Origin of the sequence: Lacticaseibacillus daqingensis (assembly GCF_003946115.1) — a bacterium.
Taxonomy (GTDB): Bacteria; Bacillota; Bacilli; order Lactobacillales; family Lactobacillaceae; genus Lacticaseibacillus; species Lacticaseibacillus daqingensis.
Window position 1 is genome coordinate 467,647 of sequence record NZ_RHOH01000002.1, and the last position, 23,186, is coordinate 490,832.

Annotated in this window: 31 protein-coding genes; 7 read left to right on the top strand and 24 right to left on the bottom strand. The window is 59.7% G+C overall.

Going from position 1 to position 23,186, the window contains the following annotated elements:
• Positions 1-39: 39 nt before the first annotated feature.
• The 3 genes from EKM88_RS04350 (at position 40) to EKM88_RS04360 (ending at position 1,576) form a co-directional block, all read left to right on the top strand.
• Positions 40-606: a hypothetical protein gene (locus EKM88_RS04350; protein WP_125703494.1), complete on the top strand. Its 567-nt coding sequence runs from the start codon at positions 40-42 to the stop codon at positions 604-606.
• Between the two features lie 39 nt (positions 607-645).
• A complete protein-coding gene (locus EKM88_RS04355) occupies positions 646-1,236 on the top strand; it encodes a DUF3278 domain-containing protein (RefSeq protein ID WP_164511989.1) in 591 nt (196 codons plus the stop codon).
• A gap of 148 nt (positions 1,237-1,384) precedes the next feature.
• Positions 1,385-1,576, top strand: a complete 192-nt coding sequence (locus tag EKM88_RS04360) for a hypothetical protein (protein ID WP_125703498.1) — start codon at positions 1,385-1,387, stop codon at positions 1,574-1,576.
• A 245-nt stretch (positions 1,577-1,821) separates the two neighbouring features.
• On the opposite strand, the gene EKM88_RS04365 is transcribed toward EKM88_RS04360, so the two are convergent.
• A complete protein-coding gene (locus EKM88_RS04365; RefSeq protein WP_125703500.1) occupies positions 1,822-3,288 on the bottom strand; it encodes a PucR family transcriptional regulator in 1,467 nt (488 codons plus the stop codon).
• Positions 3,289-3,466: 178 nt separating this feature from the next.
• On the opposite strand from EKM88_RS04365, the gene EKM88_RS04370 reads away from it, so the two are divergent.
• Genes EKM88_RS04370 through EKM88_RS04380 form a run of 3 tightly spaced genes read left to right on the top strand, consistent with a single transcriptional unit; the run spans position 3,467 to position 5,856 of the window.
• The gene (locus tag EKM88_RS04370; protein WP_125703502.1) at positions 3,467-4,321 is read left to right on the top strand and encodes an SDR family NAD(P)-dependent oxidoreductase; all 855 of its coding nucleotides are present in this window, start codon (positions 3,467-3,469) and stop codon (positions 4,319-4,321) included.
• Between the two features lie 30 nt (positions 4,322-4,351).
• Positions 4,352-5,191, top strand: coding sequence for an acetoacetate decarboxylase family protein (locus tag EKM88_RS04375; RefSeq protein WP_125703504.1), 840 nt, complete (start codon positions 4,352-4,354; stop codon positions 5,189-5,191).
• Between the two features lie 23 nt (positions 5,192-5,214).
• Positions 5,215-5,856, top strand: a complete 642-nt coding sequence (locus EKM88_RS04380) for a nitroreductase family protein (RefSeq protein WP_225418428.1) — start codon at positions 5,215-5,217, stop codon at positions 5,854-5,856.
• Positions 5,857-5,973: 117 nt separating this feature from the next.
• Here the strand turns inward: EKM88_RS04380 and EKM88_RS04385 are convergent, their stop codons facing one another.
• The 16 genes from EKM88_RS04385 to EKM88_RS04460 all read right to left on the bottom strand — a co-directional run bounded on the left by EKM88_RS04385 (position 5,974) and on the right by EKM88_RS04460 (position 17,180).
• Positions 5,974-6,639 (bottom strand): hypothetical protein, encoded by a 666-nt coding sequence (locus EKM88_RS04385; RefSeq protein ID WP_125703507.1) that lies wholly within the window; start codon positions 6,637-6,639, stop codon positions 5,974-5,976.
• A gap of 139 nt (positions 6,640-6,778) precedes the next feature.
• A complete protein-coding gene (locus tag EKM88_RS04390; protein ID WP_125703509.1) occupies positions 6,779-7,390 on the bottom strand; it encodes a hypothetical protein in 612 nt (203 codons plus the stop codon).
• Between the two features lie 119 nt (positions 7,391-7,509).
• Complete coding sequence (locus EKM88_RS04395; protein ID WP_125703511.1) at positions 7,510-7,935, bottom strand: ABC transporter permease; 426 nt, start codon at positions 7,933-7,935, stop codon at positions 7,510-7,512.
• On the bottom strand, positions 7,908-8,258 hold the full coding sequence (locus EKM88_RS04400; protein ID WP_125703513.1) for a hypothetical protein: 351 nt from the start codon (positions 8,256-8,258) through the stop codon (positions 7,908-7,910). The genes EKM88_RS04395 and EKM88_RS04400 overlap by 28 nt, the downstream gene beginning before the upstream one ends.
• Positions 8,255-9,124: an ABC transporter ATP-binding protein gene (locus EKM88_RS04405; RefSeq protein ID WP_125703514.1), complete on the bottom strand. Its 870-nt coding sequence runs from the start codon at positions 9,122-9,124 to the stop codon at positions 8,255-8,257. Before EKM88_RS04405 ends, EKM88_RS04400 begins: the two co-directional genes overlap by 4 nt.
• On the bottom strand, positions 9,124-9,330 hold the full coding sequence (locus EKM88_RS04410; RefSeq protein WP_125703516.1) for a PLD nuclease N-terminal domain-containing protein: 207 nt from the start codon (positions 9,328-9,330) through the stop codon (positions 9,124-9,126). Before EKM88_RS04410 ends, EKM88_RS04405 begins: the two co-directional genes overlap by 1 nt.
• On the bottom strand, positions 9,320-10,453 hold the full coding sequence (locus EKM88_RS04415) for a helix-turn-helix domain-containing protein (RefSeq protein WP_125703518.1): 1,134 nt from the start codon (positions 10,451-10,453) through the stop codon (positions 9,320-9,322). Before EKM88_RS04415 ends, EKM88_RS04410 begins: the two co-directional genes overlap by 11 nt.
• Before the next feature lie 171 nt (positions 10,454-10,624).
• Positions 10,625-11,041, bottom strand: a complete 417-nt coding sequence (locus EKM88_RS04420; RefSeq protein WP_125703520.1) for a hypothetical protein — start codon at positions 11,039-11,041, stop codon at positions 10,625-10,627.
• On the bottom strand, positions 11,034-11,378 hold the full coding sequence (locus tag EKM88_RS04425; RefSeq protein WP_125703522.1) for a hypothetical protein: 345 nt from the start codon (positions 11,376-11,378) through the stop codon (positions 11,034-11,036). Before EKM88_RS04425 ends, EKM88_RS04420 begins: the two co-directional genes overlap by 8 nt.
• Positions 11,379-11,584: 206 nt before the next feature.
• Positions 11,585-12,268 (bottom strand): hypothetical protein, encoded by a 684-nt coding sequence (locus tag EKM88_RS04430; RefSeq protein WP_125703524.1) that lies wholly within the window; start codon positions 12,266-12,268, stop codon positions 11,585-11,587.
• A gap of 139 nt (positions 12,269-12,407) precedes the next feature.
• Positions 12,408-13,817 carry a S41 family peptidase gene (locus tag EKM88_RS04435; RefSeq protein WP_404819959.1) on the bottom strand — a complete coding sequence of 470 codons (1,410 nt, stop codon included), beginning with the start codon at positions 13,815-13,817 and terminating at the stop codon, positions 12,408-12,410.
• Positions 13,810-14,052, bottom strand: coding sequence for a YozE family protein (locus EKM88_RS04440; protein ID WP_125703526.1), 243 nt, complete (start codon positions 14,050-14,052; stop codon positions 13,810-13,812). The genes EKM88_RS04435 and EKM88_RS04440 overlap by 8 nt, the downstream gene beginning before the upstream one ends.
• A 2-nt stretch (positions 14,053-14,054) precedes the next feature.
• Entirely contained in the window at positions 14,055-14,570 is a 516-nt protein-coding gene (gene msrA / locus EKM88_RS04445) for a peptide-methionine (S)-S-oxide reductase MsrA (RefSeq protein ID WP_125703528.1), read from the bottom strand.
• Between the two features lie 15 nt (positions 14,571-14,585).
• Positions 14,586-15,197: a YpmS family protein gene (locus EKM88_RS04450; RefSeq protein WP_125703530.1), complete on the bottom strand. Its 612-nt coding sequence runs from the start codon at positions 15,195-15,197 to the stop codon at positions 14,586-14,588.
• A 2-nt stretch (positions 15,198-15,199) separates the two neighbouring features.
• Complete coding sequence (locus EKM88_RS04455; RefSeq protein WP_125703532.1) at positions 15,200-16,045, bottom strand: SGNH/GDSL hydrolase family protein; 846 nt, start codon at positions 16,043-16,045, stop codon at positions 15,200-15,202.
• A gap of 292 nt (positions 16,046-16,337) precedes the next feature.
• On the bottom strand, positions 16,338-17,180 hold the full coding sequence (locus EKM88_RS04460; protein ID WP_125703534.1) for a DegV family protein: 843 nt from the start codon (positions 17,178-17,180) through the stop codon (positions 16,338-16,340).
• Positions 17,181-17,346: 166 nt separating this feature from the next.
• On the opposite strand from EKM88_RS04460, the gene trhA reads away from it, so the two are divergent.
• Positions 17,347-17,988 carry a PAQR family membrane homeostasis protein TrhA gene (gene trhA / locus EKM88_RS04465; RefSeq protein ID WP_125703536.1) on the top strand — a complete coding sequence of 214 codons (642 nt, stop codon included), beginning with the start codon at positions 17,347-17,349 and terminating at the stop codon, positions 17,986-17,988.
• A 56-nt stretch (positions 17,989-18,044) separates the two neighbouring features.
• Here trhA and EKM88_RS04470 read toward each other — a convergent pair whose 3' ends face one another.
• From EKM88_RS04470 to EKM88_RS04500, 7 genes are all read right to left on the bottom strand, one after another.
• The gene (locus EKM88_RS04470; protein WP_125703538.1) at positions 18,045-18,230 is read right to left on the bottom strand and encodes a hypothetical protein; all 186 of its coding nucleotides are present in this window, start codon (positions 18,228-18,230) and stop codon (positions 18,045-18,047) included.
• Positions 18,227-19,384, bottom strand: coding sequence for a MalY/PatB family protein (locus tag EKM88_RS04475; RefSeq protein ID WP_125703540.1), 1,158 nt, complete (start codon positions 19,382-19,384; stop codon positions 18,227-18,229). Before EKM88_RS04475 ends, EKM88_RS04470 begins: the two co-directional genes overlap by 4 nt.
• 12 nt (positions 19,385-19,396) lie before the next feature.
• Positions 19,397-20,227, bottom strand: coding sequence for a DUF1129 domain-containing protein (locus EKM88_RS04480; protein WP_125703542.1), 831 nt, complete (start codon positions 20,225-20,227; stop codon positions 19,397-19,399).
• Positions 20,214-20,552, bottom strand: coding sequence for a PadR family transcriptional regulator (locus EKM88_RS04485; RefSeq protein WP_125703544.1), 339 nt, complete (start codon positions 20,550-20,552; stop codon positions 20,214-20,216). Before EKM88_RS04485 ends, EKM88_RS04480 begins: the two co-directional genes overlap by 14 nt.
• A 114-nt stretch (positions 20,553-20,666) precedes the next feature.
• Positions 20,667-21,449 (bottom strand): DNA repair protein RecO, encoded by a 783-nt coding sequence (gene recO, locus EKM88_RS04490; RefSeq protein ID WP_125703546.1) that lies wholly within the window; start codon positions 21,447-21,449, stop codon positions 20,667-20,669.
• The gene (era, locus tag EKM88_RS04495) at positions 21,449-22,351 is read right to left on the bottom strand and encodes a GTPase Era (RefSeq protein WP_125703548.1); all 903 of its coding nucleotides are present in this window, start codon (positions 22,349-22,351) and stop codon (positions 21,449-21,451) included. Before era ends, recO begins: the two co-directional genes overlap by 1 nt.
• The gene (locus EKM88_RS04500) at positions 22,348-22,737 is read right to left on the bottom strand and encodes a cytidine deaminase (RefSeq protein ID WP_125703549.1); all 390 of its coding nucleotides are present in this window, start codon (positions 22,735-22,737) and stop codon (positions 22,348-22,350) included. Before EKM88_RS04500 ends, era begins: the two co-directional genes overlap by 4 nt.
• Between the last annotated feature and the right edge of the window lie 449 nt (positions 22,738-23,186).

Genomic DNA, 23,186 nt, shown 5'->3' on the forward strand with positions numbered 1-23,186 from the left:
CATGCAACACAGCGGTGATATGAGATCAGGAGGATAAAAATGGGACATACTGCAACATGGCGAACCCGGCTCGCGCAATTTCTCTTTGCCTTTACGCCGGTGGTTGACGAACACGCCATGGCCACCTTTCGCCGCGGCGCCAACAACGTCATCGGGTGGCTATTTCTGTATTTGATCGGCAGCACTATTGGCATGCTTGGACTGTTCATCGGTGGGGTGGCACCCACGACAATTCTGCTTGGCGATGCCTTTGTCAACGTGCTCGTCATTGAATTCACACAGGTCTTCGCCACCTTACCCGGCAGTAAAGAAGGCTTGGGGATCAATGCCGACACGACAGCGCAAGAATTTCATTTGCTCAGGCGGCAGTTGCTCCCACACATGATCGTCGGATGGGTGGAAATGACGTTCAGCCTGCACCTTTGGTACACGCTGATGACCCTGTTTGACGGCAATCGGAATCTGGTTGGCACCCTTTTCTCTTGGTCGCAACTATCAAAGGTGCTCTTGTTTTCGGTACCGGCATCAGTCGTGCTGACCCTCTGGGAGTGGGGCTCGCTGCGCCTCATGCAGCTCCGAAACGCCCGACGTCGGTCGCAAGACTGATCGCGCCTAATGTTGGATGAATTGAAAGGAATGACACGCATGCGAAGCATTAAACGCGGCCTTGGCAGCGGCGCCCCCGTCATTAAGAAAGCAGGTAATCGGATGAAGCAGCATTGGCAAGAAAAACTGATCCAGCATGTCCTCGGCACGCAGGGCCCTTTGGATGAACAACGGCTCGCGGTGCTGGGCCGCGCCTCGATCAACGCGGTCATCGGCCTTCTCGCGTTTCAGGCCGTGGTCATGGTGGCAGGCTTGGCGTGGCCGATTCGCGATTTTCAGGACGCCTTTTTTACCCTGATCTTCGTCGAGCTCGCCGGCACACTTTGGATCGTTTACGCCACCGTGACACGCATGATTCGGCGCAATGGCCTTGACCAAACGGAAGTCACACCACAGCATCTGACGACCGTCAAACGGCGCCTGCTACAGCGGACCATCCTGACCGCCCCTTTGGTCGTGTTCACGTACCACCTGATGGGCGTTTTGTTCGCGCTGAACGAAAAACCTTTCACCGTCGCGTTCTTGGACGGGCATCAATTCATCTCGAGCCTGATTTTCGGGGTGATCTTCTGTCCCTTGATGTACGGGATCCAAGTTCACCGTATTCGGGTCATCAAAGAGGACGATTAGTGAACGGGCTGTAAGGTCGCATATTTGAGGCGAATTCAGACTAAAGTGGGATTGAAAGCGGTTTTAAACGGATTTATACTGAACCCATAGCTTCGCGCATCGTTTTGAGTGCGCAAAGCCAAAAATTGATCATGGGAGGGCAAAGATTATGGCAGAAACAGATTTAATTATTACCCGAGGCACGCAAAGTGTGGCCGAACTCTTGCACACCGTTGAGGCCGCGATTGACAACAGTTCGTACAAGTTCCTTGGCGTTGCGTTTCGCCAGCGGTTTGCTTGGGCAGATTCGGACGAACGGAAACTGGCCTTGATCAAGGAGTACGTCACACTCGTTGACTGACAAAGCGTCAGCAAGGCACTCGTGCTGCCCGAAGGCGCCACAATCATCGCCAGGAGGTCGCGGCTCGCCGCGATTTGACGAACCGCCGCTTAACCACCGCGACCACGCCGCGCACCTTCTCACCTGTGAGTGAAGCGTGCTGACACGCGGCCGCATTCAATGCGAACGATTTGATTCAATTCGAAGCACCCGCCCAGCAACTTGTTGGGCGGGTGCTTTTGAGGTTGGGCCACAGTCAGTTCGGCTCACGAGGTGCTGGGCGCGAGGTGATTGGCTGCCAAGTAGCGCTGGACCTTCAGGCTAGCGGCCAGCTTGAAACAGGTCTCGGCATCCTTGAGGTCAAGCCCCGTCAGGCTGGTGATGCGCTGCAAGCGGCGGCGCAACGTGTTGGGATGAATGTACAAAGCCGCGGCCGTTTCCGTTTGGTTACAGGTGGCTTCCAGATAGGCCCGTAGCGTTGGCACCAGCTCGCCGTGGGTCATAACATCGTGGCGAGTGAGCGTTTGAAGCGCCGGGTGGATGAAAAACGGCAAAACCGTGGCGCCATCTGCCACCTGGGTCAGCATGAGGTCAAAAAAGGCGTCCTCGCAGTTCACAACGGCCCCTGCCCCACCGAGTTGCGCGGTGTGCGCACAAACCAACGCGGCGGCCGCGGTGTCTTGGGGTTGGGCGTACCACTGCGAGACAATGAGCCGACAGCGTGCCTGCTGAGCCAGCTTGGTCAGTTGGGCGCAAAAGGCCCTGCCTTGTCGCTCGCGCAGGCCAACGCTAATGAGGGCCAAGCAGCGCCCCTCATACACCGTGATCAGGAGCTGCGCAAACATCGGGGTCCCTAGGTACTTGAGGCGCTCGCGCAAAGTGGCCGGGGTTTGCTGCGCGCGCGGCAGTGCTTCGACCAGTACCATGCCATCGGGAAGCGTCGCGTGCTGGCGTGCAAACTGTGCCGCCCACGTTTCAGTGACTGGCGCGGTCAGCAGCATATCGACCAGTCGGTCCCGCGCTGTGATCGTGGGGGCAAAAAGCTGCGCCCGCACTGCGGCGGCGCTGAACAGCGGCGCCAGTTGCGCCAGTAGCTGCAACTGTTGCGGGGCCAAGGTGCTATCTGTCACGGCTAGCGCAAGGTAGCCCAGCGCCTCGTTTCGGTAGGCCAATGGGGTCAGTAGCAACGGGAGCGGCGATTCGTGCGGCCGGGTCAAGTACAGGTGGTTGTAGAAGCTGGCCGGATCCAGTGTTGGCACCTGGTTCGCCAAGTAGCGCCCCACGTGGCTACTCGGCGCGAGCAGTGGGCTGGTCGCGCAAAGAATGTGTTGCCCGTCCAGACTCAGGAGCGCGAGCGGCGCCGTTAGCTCAGCGGCAGCCTGTGCCAGCACCGCTTCAAAATCGGTCGTCAAGGCGGTGATCGCCAGTGTCGTGACCACTTCAGTTGATGCAGGCCCGCCTGCCAGTGCTTGGCCACACGCATCCAGTAATCGCAACGGCAGGGTTGGGTCGGCTGACCGTGCCGCAACATGGGCCACGCACTGCATACCGCCGGCGCGTGGCACGCCCAAGGACACCCCATCTGGCGTTGCGCGCAAGACCATGGTGTGGGGGTCGGGACAAGACCACTGCCCCTCAACCAGCCGCACTTGAGTGACGGTTAATGCCGGCTCGACGGGCCCATTCCACTTGGCCTGTGGCACGACTTGCTTCAGTAACGTTGTCAGTTGCATCCTCGCCTCCTCGCACCGGGCAAGCCCCTGGTGGGAGTTTGACCGGCGCTGGCCTTTGAATTGGGTGACTTTTCCACCTCCCAGATTAGCAGATGTAAGCGCTAATATAAAGGCGTATTCAAGGCCGTGAATATTTCAAGTCCGTTTAATGATGACAAGGATGAAAGGAAGTTATCGCATGAAAGACTTCAAGGACAAGGTCATGTTTCTCACAGGGGCTGCCCACGGCTTCGGGCGCGTGATCGCGCAAGAAGCGGCGCGACGCGGGATGAAGCTTGCGCTGCTCGACATCGATGAACCGGCGCTGAAGGAAACTGCCGCCACGCTTGGCGATGCCGCGGTGCTCGTGCTTCCTACTGACGTGACGCAAGAGGCCGCCATCAATGCCGCCATCGCTCGCACGATGCAAGAATTCGGCCAAATCGATGTGTTGATCAATGATGCCGGCATCGCACTGCCCGGCCGGATGTGGGAGCTCCCTGTGCGTGACTGGGAGTGGATCCTGCATGTGAACGCCATGAGCCAGGTCTATACGATGCGCAAAATCATTCCGATCATGCTCAAGCAGAAGACCCACGCCGCCATTCTGAACGTGGCATCGATCGCCGGGCTCGTCGACACCCCCGGCATGCCGGCCTATCACGCCAGCAAGTTCGCATCTGTCGGCCTGACCGAGGCCACGGCCTACGACCTGCAACGCATCGGCGCCGATATTCAGATGCACGTGATGTGCCCAGGCTTTGTGCAAACCGATCTGTACCACACCGAGTCACACCGGCCAGCGCAGTACACGGATGCCAGCGACCCATACTACCAAAGCGAGGCCTTTTTGAAAGGACAGCAGTTCGCGAAGTACGTCATCACCAACGGCACTCCGATCGATACCATCGCAGCGACGGTGTTCAAGGCACTGGAAGACGACACCTTCTACATCCTCACGCACCCTGAGTACAACGGGCTGATCGCCGATCGCGTCGACCGCATCGTGCACAACGGTAAGCCGGACGTCCATGTGATGGACGGGATCATGTAAGCCAGCTAACAACGAAATAGGAGGTCTCTCATGACAAGTTTTAAAGTGACAGATGAAAACGTTGCAACCTTTTTGACCCTCCCCAGCATGAATGATCAGGCCGGGCTGAGCTTAGCCTACGCCACCGACCCTGCGAAGCTGGCGGCGCTGGTGCCCGCGCCGCTCAAGGTCGTCGCGCCGATCGTCGTCGGCTACGTGGTGAACATGGGCAAGCCAAGCTTTGGCGCGCCGTACCTTGAAGAGACGCTATACGCGCTGGTCAGCTACCAAGACAAGCTGGTTGGCGCCTACCCGTTCCAGCTTTTGCTGCATGGGCCAGGCGCTGAGGCCGGGCTGGTCGCAGGCCGCGAAGGCGCCTGCATCCCGAAGAAGCTCGCCGATGACATCACCCTGCGTCGCACCGGTGACCAGGCGGAGGCAACCGTGACGCGCCACGGCCACACGCTGTTGCACGCCACCTGGCAAAAAGGCGCCATCAACGAGCCGTCCTTCATGCCACAGTTCGCCCAGATGCTCCCACTGAACCAGGAAACGCAAACCAACAGCTTCTTCTTCAACTACGCTTTGAAGCAAGACGACCAAGGCGCCAACCACTTCACCGATGTTTCCCTGGTCACCACCCAGATGCGCTCGTTCACCGATTCGCTGGAAGCCGGCGCCTTGACGCTGGACCTGACCAGCACCGAAGATGATCCGCTGGCCGAGCTGCCTGTTTTGAAGCCGCTGGGTGCGGCCTGGTACCACTTCAAGACGTCCACGATGTTTAAGACCGAGACGCTGACCTCGGTCGATGCGACGGCCACCGCCCCGTTTTTGATCACCGGCCGCTACGATCGCGGGATTTACGATCCGGCTGTGACCAGCTACTAATCGAATCCTAGGAGGGTTTTATTATGCCAGTAACCAACAATGATTTTTCGCAAGTCATGTTCGACCGCCACTCGGTGCGTCGCTTCGACCCGAGTGTGACCATTCCCCGCGCCGAGCTTCAGGCGATGATCGCCAGTGCCACCACCGCGCCATCCGCCTGCAACTTACAGTCCTGGCACTTTGTCGTGATCGACACCCCGGAGGCCAAAGCAAAGTTCAAGCAGGCCGCCATGGCGTTCAACTATCCACAAGTCGACACCGCGTCTGCCATCGTCTTTATCGCCGGCGATACCCACTCCCACCTCGTTTACCGCGACGTGTGGCAAAAAGTTTATGAAGCTGGGAAGATTTCCAAGGAGAAGCTGGATCAGATCTTCAACACCTTCCTGCCACTGTACGAGCATGCCGGTCGCGACTTTTTGACCCTTGATGCCACGATCGATGGTGCCATGGTCGGCATGCAACTCCTGCTCGTGGCGCGCGCGCATGGCTACGAAGCTAACCCATTCTCGGGCTATGATTTTAAGACCGTGCTGCCGGCTGTGGGCTTGGATCCTGCTCGCTTCGTGCCAGTGATGGCCATCGCGATCGGGCGGCCAGCCGCGGACGTCCCAGTGCTGAAGACGCAGCGCTACGATAGCCAGACCCTGACGGAGTTCCTGTAGTCGCCACCTGACGCTGGCACGCCGCAGACCGCGCGGGCAATTCAATGCAACCAAACAAAGACAGACATCATCGGGTGTCTGTCTTTGTTTGGCGCTGGCGTCGTGAGCGACCTGCGGTTACGCCGCGGGTAGCGGCATGTTGAACAGCTCGATCAGCTTGGTGAAGTTGTAAGGAAAGCGATCCCGTCCACTGAACGTGACGGGTAAAAATGCGAAGCCGTAGTCTAACGCCAACCGCCACTGAACTTGGCTTGCAGCCTCCCGCGCGTAGCGATTAGCCCACTCCCCGAGGTGGATCGCGGTGAGCGCCTGCCGAAACTGCGCCCGGCGGATAGGTGTTGGGCCCGCGATCTGCTGACTGGTTCGCGGCATCGTCAGCGGGAGGTACAAATTGTAGCGGCGTAGCGTCTGCGGTGTCAGCTCGACCACCACGCGCTGCCCGCGCTCATGGGCGGTCAAGTCGAAAGTGGCCCGCTTGAGCGCAGCCATTCGCGTGGTAAAGTGCAGATCCCGAATTTCGGTGCTCGTCATCGGACTCGTCCCCGCATCCAGCTCGGCAAAACGCGCCCGGGTGGCGGCGAGGTACTCGCGCGTCCGCGCCAGCATCTCAGCGTCTTCGACTCGAACACTCGGTGCGTGCGCCAACTCGTCAAATTCACGCGGGAGGCGCTGCCGCTGCCGCAACACCGACTGGCGCAGGGATTGAATCAAGTCATAGATGTCGCGCGCCGAGCCGTTCTTGAGGTTTAAATCGTAAAATGCCTGTACACTGATCAACGTCATTTTGCCCAACCTCCCAAGGGTTATGCGAGTCATCACTAGGTTTACGTTGCGCTTATTTTACTTGGTTCGCGCAAAATTGCCTAGTTTTTGGACTGACCGCAACAAAAAAAGCCACATCCGCGATGTGGCAATGGATGGGCTAGCGTCGGTTGGGGCGCGGAATTTTAGGCAACCAGATCAATGCCAGTAACAGGACTGACGGCACCACCATCTTCAGGGGATGGGCATCGGGGATCGTCAGCGCGACGATCAGCAATCCGAGCGGCAGTAGCGATTCCAGCAGTGGAAACTTGAACGCTGCCCAGCCTGAGTTCGCCACTTGGCTCATATCCGTTGCGTAGCCGCAAAACTGATTGGCCAGTAAAACGCGCAAGTTCGTGGCAACATACTTCAAGCGCATCGCGGCATCTTTGTGCGCGTAAAAGCTCACATGCGTCCCCTGATGATCGAAATCGATCACGAGGGCCTCATCCGCCCCATCGCGCAGCTTGAAGTTCGTGACGTCATCATGGGCGTACCGGCTCACCTGATCGTCTTTGAGCCGTTGCGCCACAATGGCCTCCGGCGTAAAAACAAGCAGGAAAGGTTGCTCCGAGTGCGCAGTCAGCAGATTGCCGCCGACAAGATTCATCGCCACGCCTTTAGCCACGCTGTTGTGGTGATGCGCCATCAAAAAGTTCTCGTTCGGTTCGATGCCCAGCGCGCGCACCCGGTCTTTCATCTCTTCTTCGTTCGGTGCTAACAGTGCCATGGGTCTCCTCCAAGTGCGGTGTCACTCACCGGTGACGCCTGATGACAATATGATACCCCTTTCACAAGGGGTGTCAATCAGACTTGAGACTGGGTTGTGCCTTGACTTGCACGCACCGCTCACAGCCGCTTGCGCTGGAACACCCCAATCGCCGCCATCAGCAGCCCTAGCGCGAGCAGGACGGTCACCGCGCTGGCACCGGCGAGAGCGGCCAAGGGCATGGTCCCTTTGACCACGGCCAGATTGTCGGTGACCAACCGCAATGGCAGCCAGTCCTTCACGTCCTTGAGTAGCGCCAGAAGCGCCATCACGGCGTACAGTGCGGCGGCAGTAAAGAAACCACCCATGCCGCTGGCCGTCAGCGTTGACCCAAGCAACGTCGCCGCCATGAACAGCAGACCGAAGACAAGCAACGGCAGCACCCCAAGTACGGGATGCACGGCGCGCGCGTCTGGAAAGTAGTAAACCGTGTAGCCCCAGGTGATGCCAAAGGCAAGCCCCATTGCGCCAAGCCATGTCAGCACGGCGAGCAGGTACTTGGCCAAAATGACCGCCGGCCGCGAATGATCAAGGTGACCAAGGTGCCGCGGCTGACTTCCTCGCTGACGCTAGCGCTGAACAACGCTGCCAGCAAGAAGATGCCGATCTGCGTCACGCCCTTGTAATACTGCTGCCAAGAATCTAGGCTAGTCGGCGTGGGCACGCTGACGGCGATCGGCAGCGCTGACTTCAACAATTCCGGCGTCAGCTTGGCCACCAGCGGGCTCTCCAGGCCGAGGATCAGGAACACAAGTCCGATCACCAAAAAGCGGTACCGGCGCCAGCCTTCGCGCAGTTCTTTGCCAAAAAACACACCGATCAGTCTCATTTCGTCACCGCCATGTAGATATCCTCCAAACTTGTGGCCTGGCGCGTAATGGCGACCGGATCTGCCTGAGTTGCCGCCAACTTGGCGAGCACCGTGGACATCGTCACGTCAGCCGAGGCGGCTAATGTCACGGTTGCATCGACCACACGACCGCCCAGGACGGGTTGCGCTGCCTGAGCGGCCGCAGCCGTGGCGAAGCGCACCAGAATGCGTGGCTGGGCAAAGCGCGTTTTAAGCTGGGCCAGGTTGCCTTCCACTTGCAGGTGGCCCTGCGCGAGAATCCCCACGTGGTCGGCGATCCGCTCCACATCGCTCAGAATGTGGGTCGAAAACAGCACGGTCGTTTCGCCGCGCAGACTAGCCAACAGCGTCAGAAACTCGCTACGCCCCTCGGGATCCAGCGCCGATGTTGGCTCGTCGCAGATCAGCAGAGCCGGATGGCCGAGCAACGCTTGCGCAATGCCGAGCCGCTGCTTCATGCCGCGCGAAAAGCCGTGAATGCGCCGCCGGTCATCCGGCAGGTCCACCGTTTGCAACAGCTCACCACACCGTGTACGCAATTCGCCACCACGCAACCCGGCCACCTGACCGCACAATGTCAGGTACTCGCGCGGCGTCATGTACCCGTAGTACTCGGGCACATCGGGTAGGTAGCCGATCGGTGTGCGTGTGTCTCCCGCCAGACGGATCGTCCCGGCATCCAGGGTGTCAAGGCCAAGAATCAGGCGCATGGTCGTGGTTTTACCCGCCCCATTCGCACCCACGAAGCCGTAGATGCTACCGGCGGGCACGTGCATGCTCAGGTCGGTCAGCACCTGCTTGGCACCGAACCGCTTGGCCACGCCAGTCAGCTCAAGTTGCCCCATCACGCCGCCTCCCGGCCGATCAGGAAGTACGCCAGCGCCCCGAACGGCTGCACGAACAGCGTCAGCAGGACCCACAGCACGCGGCTGCCGCGGCGGTAATGGGTCTGGCGAAAAATGCTCACCAGTGCAGTGATCGCCAGTGCCCACTCCGCCAGCACCAGTGGGATCAGTAACGGCAGGTAGTCGCGAATCGCATCATTGATCATCAGTCATCGTCTCCTTTAGCGTGGCGAGCCGCGCCACCACGGGTTGGTAAGCTGGCAAGGGCCTAAGCGCCGCCATCAGTGGGTGGGCATCGATCAGCCGCCACAGGTCGCGCTTGACCCGCGCCGGGTCGCGTGGCAGCGTCTCCCCCAAGCTCGACTGGGCGATCCAGTCGTCGATCTGGTCAAAGTAGGCATCGCCGTGCAGCGTCAGCGGCGGGCGCAGCGTTCCCAACAGGTCCAAGTACGCCAGTGCCAGGGGCACGACGCGATCCACCGCCTGGTGCGCGGCCCACCCTAGTGTGGCAACGCCCAAAAAGTTCAGCGTCACCAGTGGGTTCAGCTGCGGGAGGTCAAACGCAGCGATCAGCGCCTGTCCTCGCGCCACGGTGGCGGTAAAGCGTGGATCCCCGCTGTCGAGTAGCGCCAGGTAGTTGGTCAGCTGACTGAGCATCACGGCGACCTGCTGGTACAGCGCGCTTTGGGTCACCTCGATCGCCTTAGCCGGGTTTTGCTTGAGCTGGTAAGCCATCGCGATCAGGCTATCGCCCGGCAGCATTTCCTGCGGCACCGGCCCCAGCAAGTCCAGCACCCGGTCCGGGTCCTGCAACGATAGCGCACAGTACGCGGATAGCTTAGCAGCTTTGTCGATCAGCACCGGGTCCTGCGACAATGTGCGGGCGCGCGTTAACCACGTGTCCGCTTGGGTCAAATAGCGCGTCAGCTTCGTCGGCTGGTCCGGCCCTGGCAACAGGTCGTAGTGGTTGATCACGAGTTGCGCCATCGCCACCAACAGCGGTGGGCAGGCGTAGTAGCGCCGCACGGTGGCCTCGATCTGCGCCTGAACCACCTCGGCGCTGTCGTGCGCAAACGCGGCCTGAAGCGTCTGGTATTGCGTGCGAATCGCGCTGGCACTGAGGCTCGCCTGGTAAGCCATTAGCGCGTCAAGCGTCAGGTTGAAGTAGCCGGCCAACAGCGGGAGAAGCGTGATATCCGGCAACGTCGCCCCAGTTTCCCATTTTGACACCGACGCCTTGGACACGCCGAGAAAATCGGCGAGTTGCTGCTGCGTCACCCCGCGCGCCTTACGCTGTGCGCGAATCGTTGATGCTAAGTTCAATCCCATCGGGTCGGCCCCCCTTCAATAACTTCATTGTACGCGGGAAACAAAGTTGCGTATAGCGAGACCTTTGCGACTTTGTGAACCCTTTGTTAACCGCCGGTTGACTCGGCCAGCAAAAAACGGTGCCGCCTGCGCGAACACCGCTCCATGTGTGATTTACCGTTGACGGCGCGATCAGTCGTCGTTGCCCAAGCCGTCCCAATCATCCCCGTAGGCCATCTGCTCGTCTTCAAGCCAGTCGTCCTCGTCGGGCGCCGTGACGTTGTCATCGGCCGCTCCGGGCAACGGCGCGTCATCGTGGTCTCGGTCCGGTGTCGCCTGCGGGCCGTCCGCCTCATCGCTAGCACCGGTAAGGTTTCGCGCGAGTTGCGCCTCAAACGCCGGGATAAACTCGGCATCAATCTGCTTTTTGATATGCGCCTTGGCCTGGTCGAATGCTTGTGCCATCGCCGCATCCATCATTTGCTGGACATATTCCTGAGCTGCGCGCGTTAAGTACGGCGTTGGATCCACCCCGGCTGGCACCTGTACTTCAAGCGTGACCCGGTCTTTGCTGTGCCGGTGCTTACGCTTGCTTCTTGGCTTACTCATACATACCTCCCTGCGCCGCAACGGCGCGCACCGCAGCTGGCACGTCCGTTGACTGGGCGAAGCCGGCCAGCCAGTTGCGCGTGATCTGCCGGGCCCGTTTTTGGTACCACGTCCGCGCTGGTAGCGCCAAGGTGGCGACACCGTGTGCGAGCTTAGCGCTGACCACGGCATCCAGTTGTGCCCGCTGTGCGGGTGTTGCGGCTTGCCGCGCCGCACAGTAATCTCGCAGTCCCACACAGTTGATTTCTCGGCGTTGCGCGGTTGTCTTAATGTATGCCTGCACTGCATCTTCACCCACTTGAACCGTGGTGAGCTGTTCGTTTTGCCAGATTAACATGTTGTTTCCTCCACTCTTAAAATTAAAAAAGGTCGCACATCAAATGCACGACCCACCGAGTGGTTGATCTGCATCCTGCTATGGCGGGGCACGTTGCCTTTCGGTACGTTGCCGGTTGGTCACTGTGCATAGCCACTACCAACACTCTTGATACATACGATCTTCTTTAGCTTGAATGATACGACATCCTGAGCCAAAAACAAGGTCTAATTTGACTTTACCCGCAATGGAAATTTGTACACGCGGCGCAGCTTTCCTTCAGCATCCGCTTCGCGCGCTGCGTACGCTGGGCCTGCCAGCTGCACTTCGCCGCGATAAAGGTACTGGTTCGGCTGATTCGTCTCAAACAGGTAGACGCTGACCCCATTCCGGTCCGATTCGTTCAGCGTTTTATTTTGCATGTAGGTCAGGCTCTGGTCGCCCACCTTGCCCATTCCCGTGTAATGAAACAACCCATCTGCACGCCACCGATCTTCATAGGGATTGCGCTCTGGATCGTTGCTCATCTTTGAGATCAGCACAAGCGACTGCGTTTGGTTGGATTTTCTCATCCCACCTTGCGTGGACACTTTAAAAGTCGTTTGAATCTCTCGGTTCGTATAGATTCGACCGATGACAAGCGATGCAATCTCAGGCTCAGTTGCAAGTGGTGCGTCGACCTTGACGGGAAGTGGCGTTGCAGTTTCTTGCACGCTCTGGCCAAACAACTCATCGTAAAGCGCAAGCGCATTACGCCCATCGTTCAGCACCAGAAACTGATTTTCAAACGTTTGCGGTAAGGCAAACTGTTTAGTCCCCGCACTTTGAAACTTCACGGTGACCATGTCCGCTGTCATCGCGAGAATAACGCCCACGCCAAACTTTTTATGCGTCACCAGAATTTCCTTCATTGCCACCCACATCCCCTATCATTATCTTGTATCAAGATGATTATACCTTAGAAATCTTGGCCTAGGATGATGCAAGCCTGTGAGTTCACGAAAAAACGCGCTCACTTAGACGTGAACGCGCGCAATGAAAGCAATTTATTTACTTCGCCACTTCCACGGCCTTAACCATCATCGGGTCATCGGCCTGGAACTTCGCCGCAAGCTGCGCGACCAAGGCGGACAGGGTTGCGTTGTCGGCGGTGCCGGTGGCCGGCAAGCCGACTTTGGTCTGGAAGGCAGAAACGGCCGCGGCAGTGGTTGGACCGTAGTAACCGTTGATCGCGCCGGGGTCAAAGCCCAGGGTCGCGAGCATCTGCTGCACGGCCTTGACATCGGCGCTTTCAGCGCCTTGCTTGAGGCTGGCGGCGGTGATCATGCTGATCTTGGCGTAGGCCGGGTAATCGACCTTGTCTGTCGGCGTAAGCCCCTTCTTGTTGATCCAGGTGCCGTTGGGGGTGAGCCACTTGGCCACGGTCAGCTTGATTTCGGCGGTGGCGCTCAGGTCAGCCACGGTTTGGACGGTGCCTTTCCCGTAGCTCTGGGTGCCGACCAGCGGGGCCTTGCGCCCTTGGTTCAGCGCGCCGGCCAGGATTTCGCTGGCACTGGCGGAGTCACCGTCAATCAGGATGGCGAGCGGCTCGGTGACCTTGAACCCTTTGTCGTAAGACTTGCCCGCCTTGTACACTTCGGTTTGACCAGCGCGATTCTCGACTTTAACGATCGCCTGACCATCCTTGAGGCACATCGAGCCAATTTCTAGCGCAGCCTCCAGCATGCCACCGGGGTTGCCGCGCAAATCAAGGACGAACGACTTGGCGCCGTCCTGGCGGAGACTCTGAACCGTCTTCTTGAACTGGCTGGCGGTTGGCTCGGAGAAGGTTGCCATCGTAATGACGCCGACCGTCGGATCGGTTTTGCTGAGGCTCCCGGTGACGGTATCGGTGGTGATCTTGGCGCGCGTCATCGTCAGCGTGATGTCCTTGCCGGCGCGGCGGACGGTCACTTTCACCTGGGTGCCGATTTTGCCGCGAATCTTGTCAACCGCGCTGGTCACGTCGAGCTTCTCAACGGATTTGCCGTTGACGCTGATCAGCTGGTCGCCGACCTTCATGCCGGCGTCCTTGGCCGGGGTGTCCGGCAGGATGCTGGCGATAGTCAGCTTGGTGGCCTCCTGTTGCACGGTGGCCCCGATGCCACCGAAGCTGGCGGAGATCGTGCTGTCCAGCGAACTCTTTTCGGTGTTTTGTAGATAAGTAGAGTACGGGTCGCCGAGGCTATCTAACATGCCGGCAATGGCGCCATTGGCCAGCTTCGTGGCACTGGTTTTTTGGTAGTAATTTTTCTGGACGGTGGCGTAGGTGGCTAGCACCGGCTCAAAAGCCTTGGGCACCGAGACGTTGGTCGCCGAGTCAACGGCACCACGGGTGGCATAGCCGATGGCGCCGCCGGCAACGAGTGTGACACTCATGCCAGCTGCCATCAGCCAGATCGGGACGCGATTCTTAGCCATGCGAATGCCCCCCAACGTTTTCGTGCGCTTGATATTGCGCGTAGGCCTTGTCGAAGATGCTCATGCTCGGCAAATAGTTACCGTTCAGCTCAAGGTAGTTCGACAGCGCATCAAAGTCGCTTTCCTGCTTGGGGAAGCCGTGGTCTAAGAACGCGTTGTGCGCGAAGTTCGCCACTTCCCCGTGGTCATTGGGGTTGCGCAGGGTCATGAGAAATTGGTAAAAAGATTGGCGCATGATTACTCCTTCCAGTGGGCGTCCACAAACGCTTGGCGTTGCGCGTGTTCCTGCGCATAGCGCCGCGGGTTGCGGGCGTAAAACTGCTGATGCTCGGGCTCAGCCGGATAAAACGGCGCGGCGTCTTCGATCGTGGTCACGATCGGAGCGTCAAACCGGCCACTGGCGGCCAACGCCTGCTTCGAGGCCGATGCCGTGGCGCGCTGAGCCGGCGAGTTCACATAGATCACGGGGCGGTAGTTGTCGCCGCGGTCTTGGAACTGCCCCATCGCGTCCGTTGGGTCGGTTTGCTGCCAATAAATGTCGACCAGCTCGGCGTAGCTGATGACGGCCGGGTCGAACGTAATCTGGACGGCCTCGGTATGGCCGGTTTCGTGCGCCTTGACCTGCGCGTAAGTCGGATTGGCCACGTGGCCACCGGTGTAGCCGGACACAACATTTTCGATGCCCGGTTGCGCCTCGAAGGGCTGCACCATGCACCAGAAGCAGCCGCCGGCAAAAATTGCGGTTTCAGACATTCAATCACCTTCACATTACTTAGTTGGGAGGAACACGGCGAGGTCGATTTCATCATTGGGGAGGTCGATCTTGGTCGCCTTCAGCTTCATGCCGTTCGACATGCTGAATTTGCTCAATTCTAGCACAATGGTTTGCTTCTTACTATTCAAGCTGACCCAGTCGGGCAACTTGAAAGTGCGCCCGGCATAGCTCATCACGTAGCTGATCGGCACCGGCAGGCTCCCAACGTTCAGGCTGCGCGCCTTAAGCACCACGTCGCCATTGGCCTGCACCAGCGGGTCGAACGTCAGCTCGAAGTGAATGGTGGCGCCGAAGAACTTAAAGTCGCCGCCGAGCACCGCCTGGTCGGCGACCGTCAGCGTGTACTTGACCTTGCTGTCTTTTTGAAAATCGTTCAGGTAATAGGTCACGATGCGGTTGACCTGGCGCTTGGTGAGCCGCACGCTCAGCGCTGGGTCACCGGTGGTCACCTTGGTGGTCGTCACCGGCGTTTCATAAGGCGTGGCGACCTTGACGGCAAACCAGATGCCGGAGCCCAGGATCAGGCCCAGCAGGATCAGTGTTGCGAGTCGCCAGCCGTTGAAGTGGCGCGGTGTTTTGGAATCTTTTCGGGTGCTGCGTTGCATGATTATTCCCACGCTTTCTGACTTTTTTGCATGACGGCCCAGAGCTGCGAGGTCATCTTCGCGTACCCCGCATTGTTGGGGTGAAAATGATCCTGTGTGAAGATCAGCGGGTTGGCGTCCTTGGCGCCTTGAATGGCCTTTTGCAGGCTGTTCTTGGTCGCCGTGTCGGTGCTGGCGCCACCCTTGGTCAGCACGCTGTCAATGTCGACATAGTACATGTTGGCGTGCTGGGCCAACGTCTTTTGGGTCGCTTGGTTCCACGCGCTGACGCTGTCAGTCATCGCCGTCAGCTGCGGGAAGTACACGTAAAACGGGTTGTAGATCCCGAACACGTAGATCGGCGCGGTTGGGTTCAGCTTGCGCAGACTCGTCACCAGCGTGGTCAGGTGTTTTTGAAACGCCTGATTGCCCTTGGTCACGTCGGCCTTGGTAATGTCCAGAAAATGGTTCTGCAGGACGTGCATCAAGTCGTTGCCGCCCACCGTCAGCGTCAAAATATCGGCCTGGCGCACCGCCGCTTGCAGTTTTGGCTGCTGGTCAACGCGCTTTTGGATCTGGGTGGACGTGTCGCCGGTCACGCCATAATTCTGGGTGCTGACGGTGTAGTCGCCAGAAGCTTCCAGGTCGGTTTGGATCAGCCCGACATAGCCGCCGCGGTTGGTTTCATCCCCCACCCCGTGCGTCAGGGAGTCGCCGACCGCCGTCAGCTTCAACGCCTGAACGGCGCGTGTTTGGCCCGACAGCTTGGTGGTGGCCGGCCGCGGCCCGAACAGTTGCCAGCCGGTGAAGGTCAACAGCGTGACTGCCCCCACGACCAGTGTATTCATTCCAATGTTTCGCCACTTCATCTGGGCCCTCCTTGACGGTATTGATGCGCCGCGACTCACTGCGCAGCCTGATGTTTTTGCCGCGGCTGGGCATGATTCCGTTCAGCTTTGCCTCGCTCCGCAGCAGGGCATGCTGACTTCTTTCCGGTCTTCGTCGAGCGCCGCAAAGCAACGCGAAAGCGACTAGCCACGCCTAAGCACTCGGAGCCAAGTACGCCCCAAGCACTTAGGCGAAGCTACTCGTTCAGCTAAGCGCGCCACTTCGCGCTCGTATAAAAAAAGGCAGGGTCACCCCTGCCCGTTAATGTCTATTCTAATCCACGAACCACGTAATCGCAAAGGCCCCGTCACCGGTGTGCGTGGCGATCACCGGATCGGTTGGCCGCAGCATCAGCGGCACGTTCGGTAAGGCTGCCTTGATCTGATCCGCCACCCCGGTTGCCAGCTCCAAGCCGCCGGCGTAGGAAACGCCGATCACCTGAATATTGGTCAAGGCCGCCATCTGAGCGACCACGTCATCGACAAAGCGATGAATGGTCTTCATGCCGCGGCCTTTTTGGCGGGCCACCAGCTCGCCGCCGGTCACTTCGAGCGTTACCTTGATGTTCAACAGCGTGGCCATCATGCCGGAAACACGGCTGAGGCGACCGCCTTTGATCATGTTTTCGAGGTTGGACACACCGAGCACCAGCTTGGTGTTGGCGCGAATCGCGCTGAGGCGCGCCACGATCTCTTCGACGGACTTACCAGCCTGGATCATTTTGCCGGCCTCGATCACTTGAAAGGCCATCGCGCGGTCGGTGAAGTCAGAGTCAATGACGGTCACCTTGCCATGCGCGAGCTCCGCGGCCTGGCGGGCCGAGTTGACCGTGCCGGAGATGGCCTCCAGCATGTGGATAGACAGCACTTCGCTGCCGTCTGCCGTCAGTTCGTCGTACAGGTCCAGAAACGTCCCGATGGCCGGCTGCGAGGTCTTCGGTAGCGCGCTTGCCGCTGCCATCTTGGCCATGAACTCATCACGGGTGATGGTTTCGCCATCCACATACACGGTGCTGTCGATCATGATGGTCAAAGGGATCACGTGAATGTCATACGCTGCGATTTCTTCTGGCGTCATCTGGATCGAGGAGTCGGTCACAAGTTTGATATTGGTCATTTCACTGCCACACTTTCTTCAATAGAGTCCTAACGCACCTCTTTAGTATAGCAAAGGCCGTTGGGTTTGTCAGTAACTGGTCACTTAGTTTTTAAAACTAGATGATGTTGTGCCGTATGGATTATCGTGGTACCATGAATGAGTAAACCGGATAGGAGGTCTTCTAATGCAACTTCAAGTGAAGCCGCGTTCGCGCTACTACGCGGTCAATAATGAGATGGGCAGCGCCGTCACCCACGCTTTTGCGCTCGGCCTTGCGGTGGTCGGCACAGTGGCGCTCGCGATGAAGGCGACCACGCCGCTACGGCTGGTGACCTTCACGGGCTTTGGCCTCGCGCTGATCGTGCTGTACACGGCCTCCACGCTGTTTCACAGCCTCTACTTCACCAAGGCGCGCCACGTTTTGCAGGTGATCGACCACTCCGGCGTCTTTTTCCTGATCGCCGGTTCCTACCTGCCCTACTGCCTCGTGGCGATCGGCGGTCGGCTCGGGATTGGGCTCCTGATCGCCATCTGGCTGCTGTGCGCGGCCGGCGTCGGCTACAAGTGCTTTTTCATGGGCAAACTCAAATGGGCCGAAACCAGCATCTACGTTGTGCTCGGCTGGCTGTGTCTGGTCGGCATTCAGCCGCTTTGGCAACACCTCGGGCCGCTGGGCTTTTGGCTGCTGGTGGGTGGCGGGGTCGCCTACACGTTTGGCGCCCTGCTTTACTCGCAAAAGCAGATCCCGTACATCCACGTCATCTGGCACCTGTTCGTGATCCTAGGTAGCGCCTGCATGTACGCTTCCATCTACTTATTCGTCTGAACAAAAATTGGCGCGGTCACCTGCTCTCTTGGAGCAAGCGGCCGCGCCATTGCTGTCTAGTCGTGGTGGGACGGGGCCTTCACCAGGCGAATCAGGATGATACAGGTGGCCGCGATCACGGCAAACAGCGACCCGCGCAGTGACACCGCTTGACCCGTCTCGTCCCAGAGTAGCAGGTTGCCCGCCACGAAGCTGATGAAGGCGGTCATGCCGTCCTCTACCGTGAAGATGACCCGTTTCAATTGTGTGCCTCCCCGGGTTCGTTGAGCCCCCGCGCCAACCGCGCCAGTCCATCCGCCAACCGATTCGGCGGACACGCAATGTTCAGCCGCAGGTAGTGGTTGCCATCGCCGCGGTACGCGTCACCGGCGGACACGATCAGGCCGGTGGCCGCCCGGAGCTGGTCGGCCAGCACCGTGGCTTTTTCGTGCCACGCCGAGACGTCCAGCCACATCAGGTACGTGGCGGCCGGCGGCACCACACGTAGCGCCGGCAGGGTTTGCGCCAGTGTCGTGCGCGTTGTAGCAATGTTGGTACGTAGCTGATCCTTCAGCGCCGCCAGCCACGGGCCGCCAGTGGTGTAGGCCGCGATGGTGCCCGGCACCGCCAGCAGGTTGGGTTCGTCGAGGCGATAGGTCGCCAACGCCTGGGCGACTTGCGCCCGCAGCGTGACGTCCGGTACGATCGCCGTAGCCGCGTGCAACCCCGCCAGGTTGAAGGTTTTGCTCGGCGAAACCAGGGCGATGGCCTGATCCGTCACGCTGGCGATCGGCACGTAAGGCGTGCCGCTGAGCACTAAGTCGCCGTGGATCTCATCGGCCACCAGCAGCACGTCATGCGCCTGGCACAGCGCCGCGATACGCGCCAGCGTGGCCTTGTCCCACACCTGCCCGATCGGGTTGTGCGGGTTGCAGACGATCATCATCGTGGTGGTCGGGGCGGCGAGCTTGGCCGTCAAGTCGGTCCAGTCGATCGCGTAGCGGCCGGCCCGCTGGCGCAGATCACTGCGAACGACTTGACGCCCAGTCGCCTCGATCGTGCCGAAGAATAGATTGTACACCGGTGCCTGCACCAGTACGCCGCTGCCCCGTGGTGTCAGCGCACGGATCAGCGCGCCAAGCGTTGGCATCACCCCGGCGGCAAACAGGCACGCTTCCGGCGCCAAGGCCACGCCATGCTGCTGGTCAAACCAGGTGCATACGGCCTCGGCATAGGCGGGGCCCGGCGTCTCGTAGCCATACGCGCCATCCGCCAGTCGCGCGGTCAGGGCCGCGGTGATGCTGGGTGCCGTGGCAAAGTCCATATCGGCGATCCACATCGGCAACTCCCCCGGCGCCACCCGCCACTTGATCGAATCGCTCCCGCGTCGGTTCGGCGCATGGGTAAAATCAAACATGTTCAGGCCTCCCTACTTTTTGGTCATGCTGCGGGTCCAGTACCAGTTGATCGCAATCACGACGGCGACCGCCCCGATGAGCAGCCCGATGGTCAGCGCGTTCATCTCAACGGGGTGTTGCGCATCGTACAGCGCGAACGCGGCAAGTCCGGCCAGCAACAGGGTCATCACCATCAGCGGGAGATTGTTGGCGTCCTTTTCCCGCGCGAGAAACACGAGGTAGCCGCCTGTGACCAGCGCCAGCAGGCCGTAATCCCAAGGCGTCGGCACCAGGATCGGCCAGATTATCGGCTTGCGCAGATACAAGAGTAGCATGATGCCCATCACCGCAATGAAAATCAACCCCACCAGTCCACCGGCGACCTTCGGCTTGCGCAGCCACTTGTTTTGCGGGTAAACGGTCGCGCGAATGACCGCGAAGATGGCCGCGATGCCCAGCGCCTCAACCACCGGCACCAGCAGGAAGCTGAAGCCGCTCAGCATCATCCCGGCCTTGGTGGCGCTGCCGCCACCCAGCAACAGGAATACCCAGCTCAGGCCGACAATCAGGCCCACCAGTGGCAGGTTGTCGCGCAGCCGCTGCTTGGGCAGCGTCGCCATGATCTCATCGGCCATCGCCTTGGGACTATCGCCAAACAGGCTGCGCGCATCCTCGCCGGCCGCCTCGGCCTCCAGCAGGTCCTGCATCATGCTCAATAGGGCCTGGTTGAGGGCCTCCTCATTGAACCCGAAGCTCCCGAAGCCAAAGTAGGTCCGCAAGTCGCTCATATACTGCTGGTCCGCTTCCGTCAACTGCGGTTCCAGCCGGTTCATTTCATCGCGGTACTCGTCAGCCTTGCTCATCCGTATTCACCCTTTCCAAAATCGTCTCGACATGGCCCACTAAGGTCTCCCACTGCAGCTTGAAGTCGCGCACCGCCTGCCAGCCCGCAGGCGTCAGCCGGTAGTACTTGCGGTCCGGCCCGTCCGGCGACGGCCGCATGGTGCTGATCAGCTCGCCGTTTTGCTCCAGCTTCGCCAACAGCGGATACAGCGTGCCCCCCACCAAGTTCTCGAAGCCGTTCTCGCGCAGCGCCTGGATCAGCTCGTAGCCGTAGACCTCCGCCGGCCCGATCAGGCTCAGGACGCACCCCTCCAGCACACCCTTGATCAGTTGTGATTGTTTCATCTGCTCACCGCCTTCTAGGTTGTTTTCCCACTTAGTAAGGTACACCCGATCGGCTAAGTTGTAAAGCCACTTAGCTCAAAAAAATAAAACTGCCCACCAACGATCGTGGGCAGTTCACTTGGGGGCGCGCGGCGGGAGTTGATCCTGCCACTTGCTCATCTGGTCCAAGAAGCGCTTGGCCTTCGGGGTGACGCCGACCATGTCGCTGTAAATGCGGTCGAGCACCCGCCGCAGCTCCGCCTTGGTCGCATCTGACACCTGGATCGAGTGCAGCTGATGCAAGTCGAGCACCGAGAAGCGCCGCAACAGATACAGCGCCTTGGGCTGCACATGGTAACGGTAGTGGTCGAGATCCCAGTGCGCCTGGCACAACAGCCCCCCGTACTGCTCGGAAAAATCCAGCGGCAAGTCGGTGCGCCCGTCCAGCACGCAGCCGCGCCATTCGGGCTGCACCCCGAACGCGCCGAGCAGCTGCACCTCAGCGATGTTGGTCAGGATCGCGGGGTCGACGCCTTCATCGATCAGCGTGAGCGCCGTGGCGGCGAAGTCGTACCAGCGGCCCAGCGACTCGCCATCCGGAAACGCTTGGTCGATCAGGGCCAGAATGTAGGTCGCGTAGGCGTTCAGCGTGATGTCCCCGGCGATCGCCTGAAACTGCTTGGCGTCCTTGACCGTAGTCATGAACGACAGGCCATCGGAGTTGATGCTGCCGACGTACTGCCCCTGCGTGAACGGGAGGATACCGGCCGCCATGCGAAACCCGGGCTTGCGGGCGCGGTTGAACATAAACATCTTTTTGCCAAAGCGGTCGGTCATCAGCTTGACCAGCATGTCCGATTCGCGGTAATTGTGGCGCGCGAGCACCAGCCCGGCGAACTCGGCGTCCACGCGGGTCATTACCGCAGTTCCTTCATGTTGTAGCCGAGGCTCTTCAGGTAGGCGTTATTGTCGCGCCAGTTCTTCTGCACGCGCACCCAGAGCTTCAGGTTGACCTTTTCACCGAGAAGTCCTTCGATCTCGCGGCGCGCGCGGGTGCCGATCTGCTTGAGCATGGCCCCGCTTTTACCGATAACGATGCCTTTTTGCCCGTCACGTTCGACGATGATGTAGGCCTCGATCTGGAGCTTGCCGGTTTCGGAGCGATCCTTCATGCGTTCGACCTGCACGGCCACGGAGTGCGGGATCTCGTCGTGCGTCAGGTGCAGGATCTGCTCGCGGATCAGCTCGCCGACCACGAAGTACTCAGGGTGGTCGGTCAGCTGATCCTCCGGGTAGTACTGCGGCCCTTCCGGCAAGGCCTGGGTCAGGTCGTGCAGCAGGTCTTCGACATTGTTGCCTTCGGTCGCCGAAATCGGGTAGATGCCCGCGAAGTCGTGCGCGTCCTTGAAACCGTCGATGAACGGCAGCAGGTCATCCGGGTGCACCAGGTCAATTTTGTTGATCAACAGGTAAACCGGCACGTGCACGTGGGCCAGCTGATCCAGAATGTACTGGTCGCCGGGGCCCTTTTTCTCATCGGCGGCCACCATGAACAGCACGGCGTCGACTTGGTTCAGCGTCGACAGCGCGGCCGTGTCCATGTAGTCGTCCAGCGCGTTCTTGGGCTTGTGGATCCCCGGCGTGTCGACGAAAACGATCTGCGCCTCGGGCTCGGTGTAGATCCCGTTGATCTTGTTGCGCGTGGTCTGCGCCTTCGGGGACATAATGGCGATCTTTTCCCCTAAAATGCGGTTCATAAACGTGGACTTGCCGACGTTGGGCCGGCCGATGATGGCAACGAAGCCAGAATGATGTGTCAAGCGAACATGTCTCCCTTCTCGAATGCACCGGGCAGGATCTCGGCCACGGTGGTCTGCTGGGTCACCCCGTGCAGATTAGTCAGTGTCACCGGCGCGTCTGGCGAAAAGAATTCCGCCATCACCTGCCGGCAGGCCCCACACGGCGACACTGGGCCCGGAGTGTCAGCAACGACCGCGATCGCGTCCAGGTGCGTGTAGCCGGCCATCACCGCGGCGAACATCGCGTTGCGCTCGGCGCAAAGCGACAGCCCGTAGCTGGCGTTTTCGATGTTGCAGCCGCGAAAAACGTGGCCGTCCACCATCACCGCGGCACCAACGGCAAAGTGCGAGTAAGGCACATACGCACGCTCGCGCTGATCAATTGCAGCTTGAATCAAGTCATCCATGTAAAGTCCCCCTTTTATTTAAAAACCAGAGTGAAGTGGCTGACCGGCTCCGGCCCAGCCAGCGATACTTCTAGCTCCGGCGGGTGGCGGCGGAACGCGTGGGGCTCTCTGGAGCCAAAGTACGGTCTCCAGACCCGCCCTTGCTGTAAGCCGGCAAAGAACGCCGACTAACAGCAATCTCACGCTGGCTCGCCACCCGCCTGCGCTTCCAGTATCACTGGCTGAGCCTCCGCACGTTGTTCGCAAATCGTACCGCCCACTAAACGCCAAGCAAGTTCACAACGCGCCATTACCTGCCCTAGCTGACACACATTTCAGTGTCAACTTTAAGCAGTAATCCCCAAACGGGCTGCACGACGTAACAGGCTCGTCTGTACTACGTCGTGACGTAAAATAAAAAATGTAACGAAGCATCAAAATCCCGGTACAATTCGCGCCGCTAGCCAGTC

What these genes read in the sequence shown, in the direction of transcription:
- EKM88_RS04350 (WP_125703494.1), top strand. Translation starts at nt 40, where the DNA reads ATGGGACATACTGCAACATGGCGAACCCGGCTCGCGCAATTTCTCTTT.
- EKM88_RS04355 (WP_164511989.1), top strand. Translation starts at nt 646, where the DNA reads ATGCGAAGCATTAAACGCGGCCTTGGCAGCGGCGCCCCCGTCATTAAG.
- EKM88_RS04360 (WP_125703498.1), top strand. Translation starts at nt 1,385, where the DNA reads ATGGCAGAAACAGATTTAATTATTACCCGAGGCACGCAAAGTGTGGCC.
- EKM88_RS04365 (WP_125703500.1), bottom strand. Translation starts at nt 3,288, where the DNA reads ATGCAACTGACAACGTTACTGAAGCAAGTCGTGCCACAGGCCAAGTGG.
- EKM88_RS04370 (WP_125703502.1), top strand. Translation starts at nt 3,467, where the DNA reads ATGAAAGACTTCAAGGACAAGGTCATGTTTCTCACAGGGGCTGCCCAC.
- EKM88_RS04375 (WP_125703504.1), top strand. Translation starts at nt 4,352, where the DNA reads ATGACAAGTTTTAAAGTGACAGATGAAAACGTTGCAACCTTTTTGACC.
- EKM88_RS04380 (WP_225418428.1), top strand. Translation starts at nt 5,215, where the DNA reads ATGCCAGTAACCAACAATGATTTTTCGCAAGTCATGTTCGACCGCCAC.
- EKM88_RS04385 (WP_125703507.1), bottom strand. Translation starts at nt 6,639, where the DNA reads ATGACGTTGATCAGTGTACAGGCATTTTACGATTTAAACCTCAAGAAC.
- EKM88_RS04390 (WP_125703509.1), bottom strand. Translation starts at nt 7,390, where the DNA reads ATGGCACTGTTAGCACCGAACGAAGAAGAGATGAAAGACCGGGTGCGC.
- EKM88_RS04400 (WP_125703513.1), bottom strand. Translation starts at nt 8,258, where the DNA reads ATGAGACTGATCGGTGTGTTTTTTGGCAAAGAACTGCGCGAAGGCTGG.
- EKM88_RS04405 (WP_125703514.1), bottom strand. Translation starts at nt 9,124, where the DNA reads ATGGGGCAACTTGAGCTGACTGGCGTGGCCAAGCGGTTCGGTGCCAAG.
- EKM88_RS04410 (WP_125703516.1), bottom strand. Translation starts at nt 9,330, where the DNA reads ATGATCAATGATGCGATTCGCGACTACCTGCCGTTACTGATCCCACTG.
- EKM88_RS04415 (WP_125703518.1), bottom strand. Translation starts at nt 10,453, where the DNA reads ATGGGATTGAACTTAGCATCAACGATTCGCGCACAGCGTAAGGCGCGC.
- EKM88_RS04420 (WP_125703520.1), bottom strand. Translation starts at nt 11,041, where the DNA reads ATGAGTAAGCCAAGAAGCAAGCGTAAGCACCGGCACAGCAAAGACCGG.
- EKM88_RS04425 (WP_125703522.1), bottom strand. Translation starts at nt 11,378, where the DNA reads ATGTTAATCTGGCAAAACGAACAGCTCACCACGGTTCAAGTGGGTGAA.
- EKM88_RS04430 (WP_125703524.1), bottom strand. Translation starts at nt 12,268, where the DNA reads ATGAAGGAAATTCTGGTGACGCATAAAAAGTTTGGCGTGGGCGTTATT.
- EKM88_RS04435 (WP_404819959.1), bottom strand. Translation starts at nt 13,817, where the DNA reads ATGGCTAAGAATCGCGTCCCGATCTGGCTGATGGCAGCTGGCATGAGT.
- EKM88_RS04440 (WP_125703526.1), bottom strand. Translation starts at nt 14,052, where the DNA reads ATGCGCCAATCTTTTTACCAATTTCTCATGACCCTGCGCAACCCCAAT.
- msrA (WP_125703528.1), bottom strand. Translation starts at nt 14,570, where the DNA reads ATGTCTGAAACCGCAATTTTTGCCGGCGGCTGCTTCTGGTGCATGGTG.
- EKM88_RS04450 (WP_125703530.1), bottom strand. Translation starts at nt 15,197, where the DNA reads ATGCAACGCAGCACCCGAAAAGATTCCAAAACACCGCGCCACTTCAAC.
- EKM88_RS04455 (WP_125703532.1), bottom strand. Translation starts at nt 16,045, where the DNA reads ATGAAGTGGCGAAACATTGGAATGAATACACTGGTCGTGGGGGCAGTC.
- EKM88_RS04460 (WP_125703534.1), bottom strand. Translation starts at nt 17,180, where the DNA reads ATGACCAATATCAAACTTGTGACCGACTCCTCGATCCAGATGACGCCA.
- trhA (WP_125703536.1), top strand. Translation starts at nt 17,347, where the DNA reads ATGCAACTTCAAGTGAAGCCGCGTTCGCGCTACTACGCGGTCAATAAT.
- EKM88_RS04475 (WP_125703540.1), bottom strand. Translation starts at nt 19,384, where the DNA reads ATGTTTGATTTTACCCATGCGCCGAACCGACGCGGGAGCGATTCGATC.
- EKM88_RS04480 (WP_125703542.1), bottom strand. Translation starts at nt 20,227, where the DNA reads ATGAGCAAGGCTGACGAGTACCGCGATGAAATGAACCGGCTGGAACCG.
- EKM88_RS04485 (WP_125703544.1), bottom strand. Translation starts at nt 20,552, where the DNA reads ATGAAACAATCACAACTGATCAAGGGTGTGCTGGAGGGGTGCGTCCTG.
- recO (WP_125703546.1), bottom strand. Translation starts at nt 21,449, where the DNA reads ATGACCCGCGTGGACGCCGAGTTCGCCGGGCTGGTGCTCGCGCGCCAC.
- EKM88_RS04500 (WP_125703549.1), bottom strand. Translation starts at nt 22,737, where the DNA reads ATGGATGACTTGATTCAAGCTGCAATTGATCAGCGCGAGCGTGCGTAT.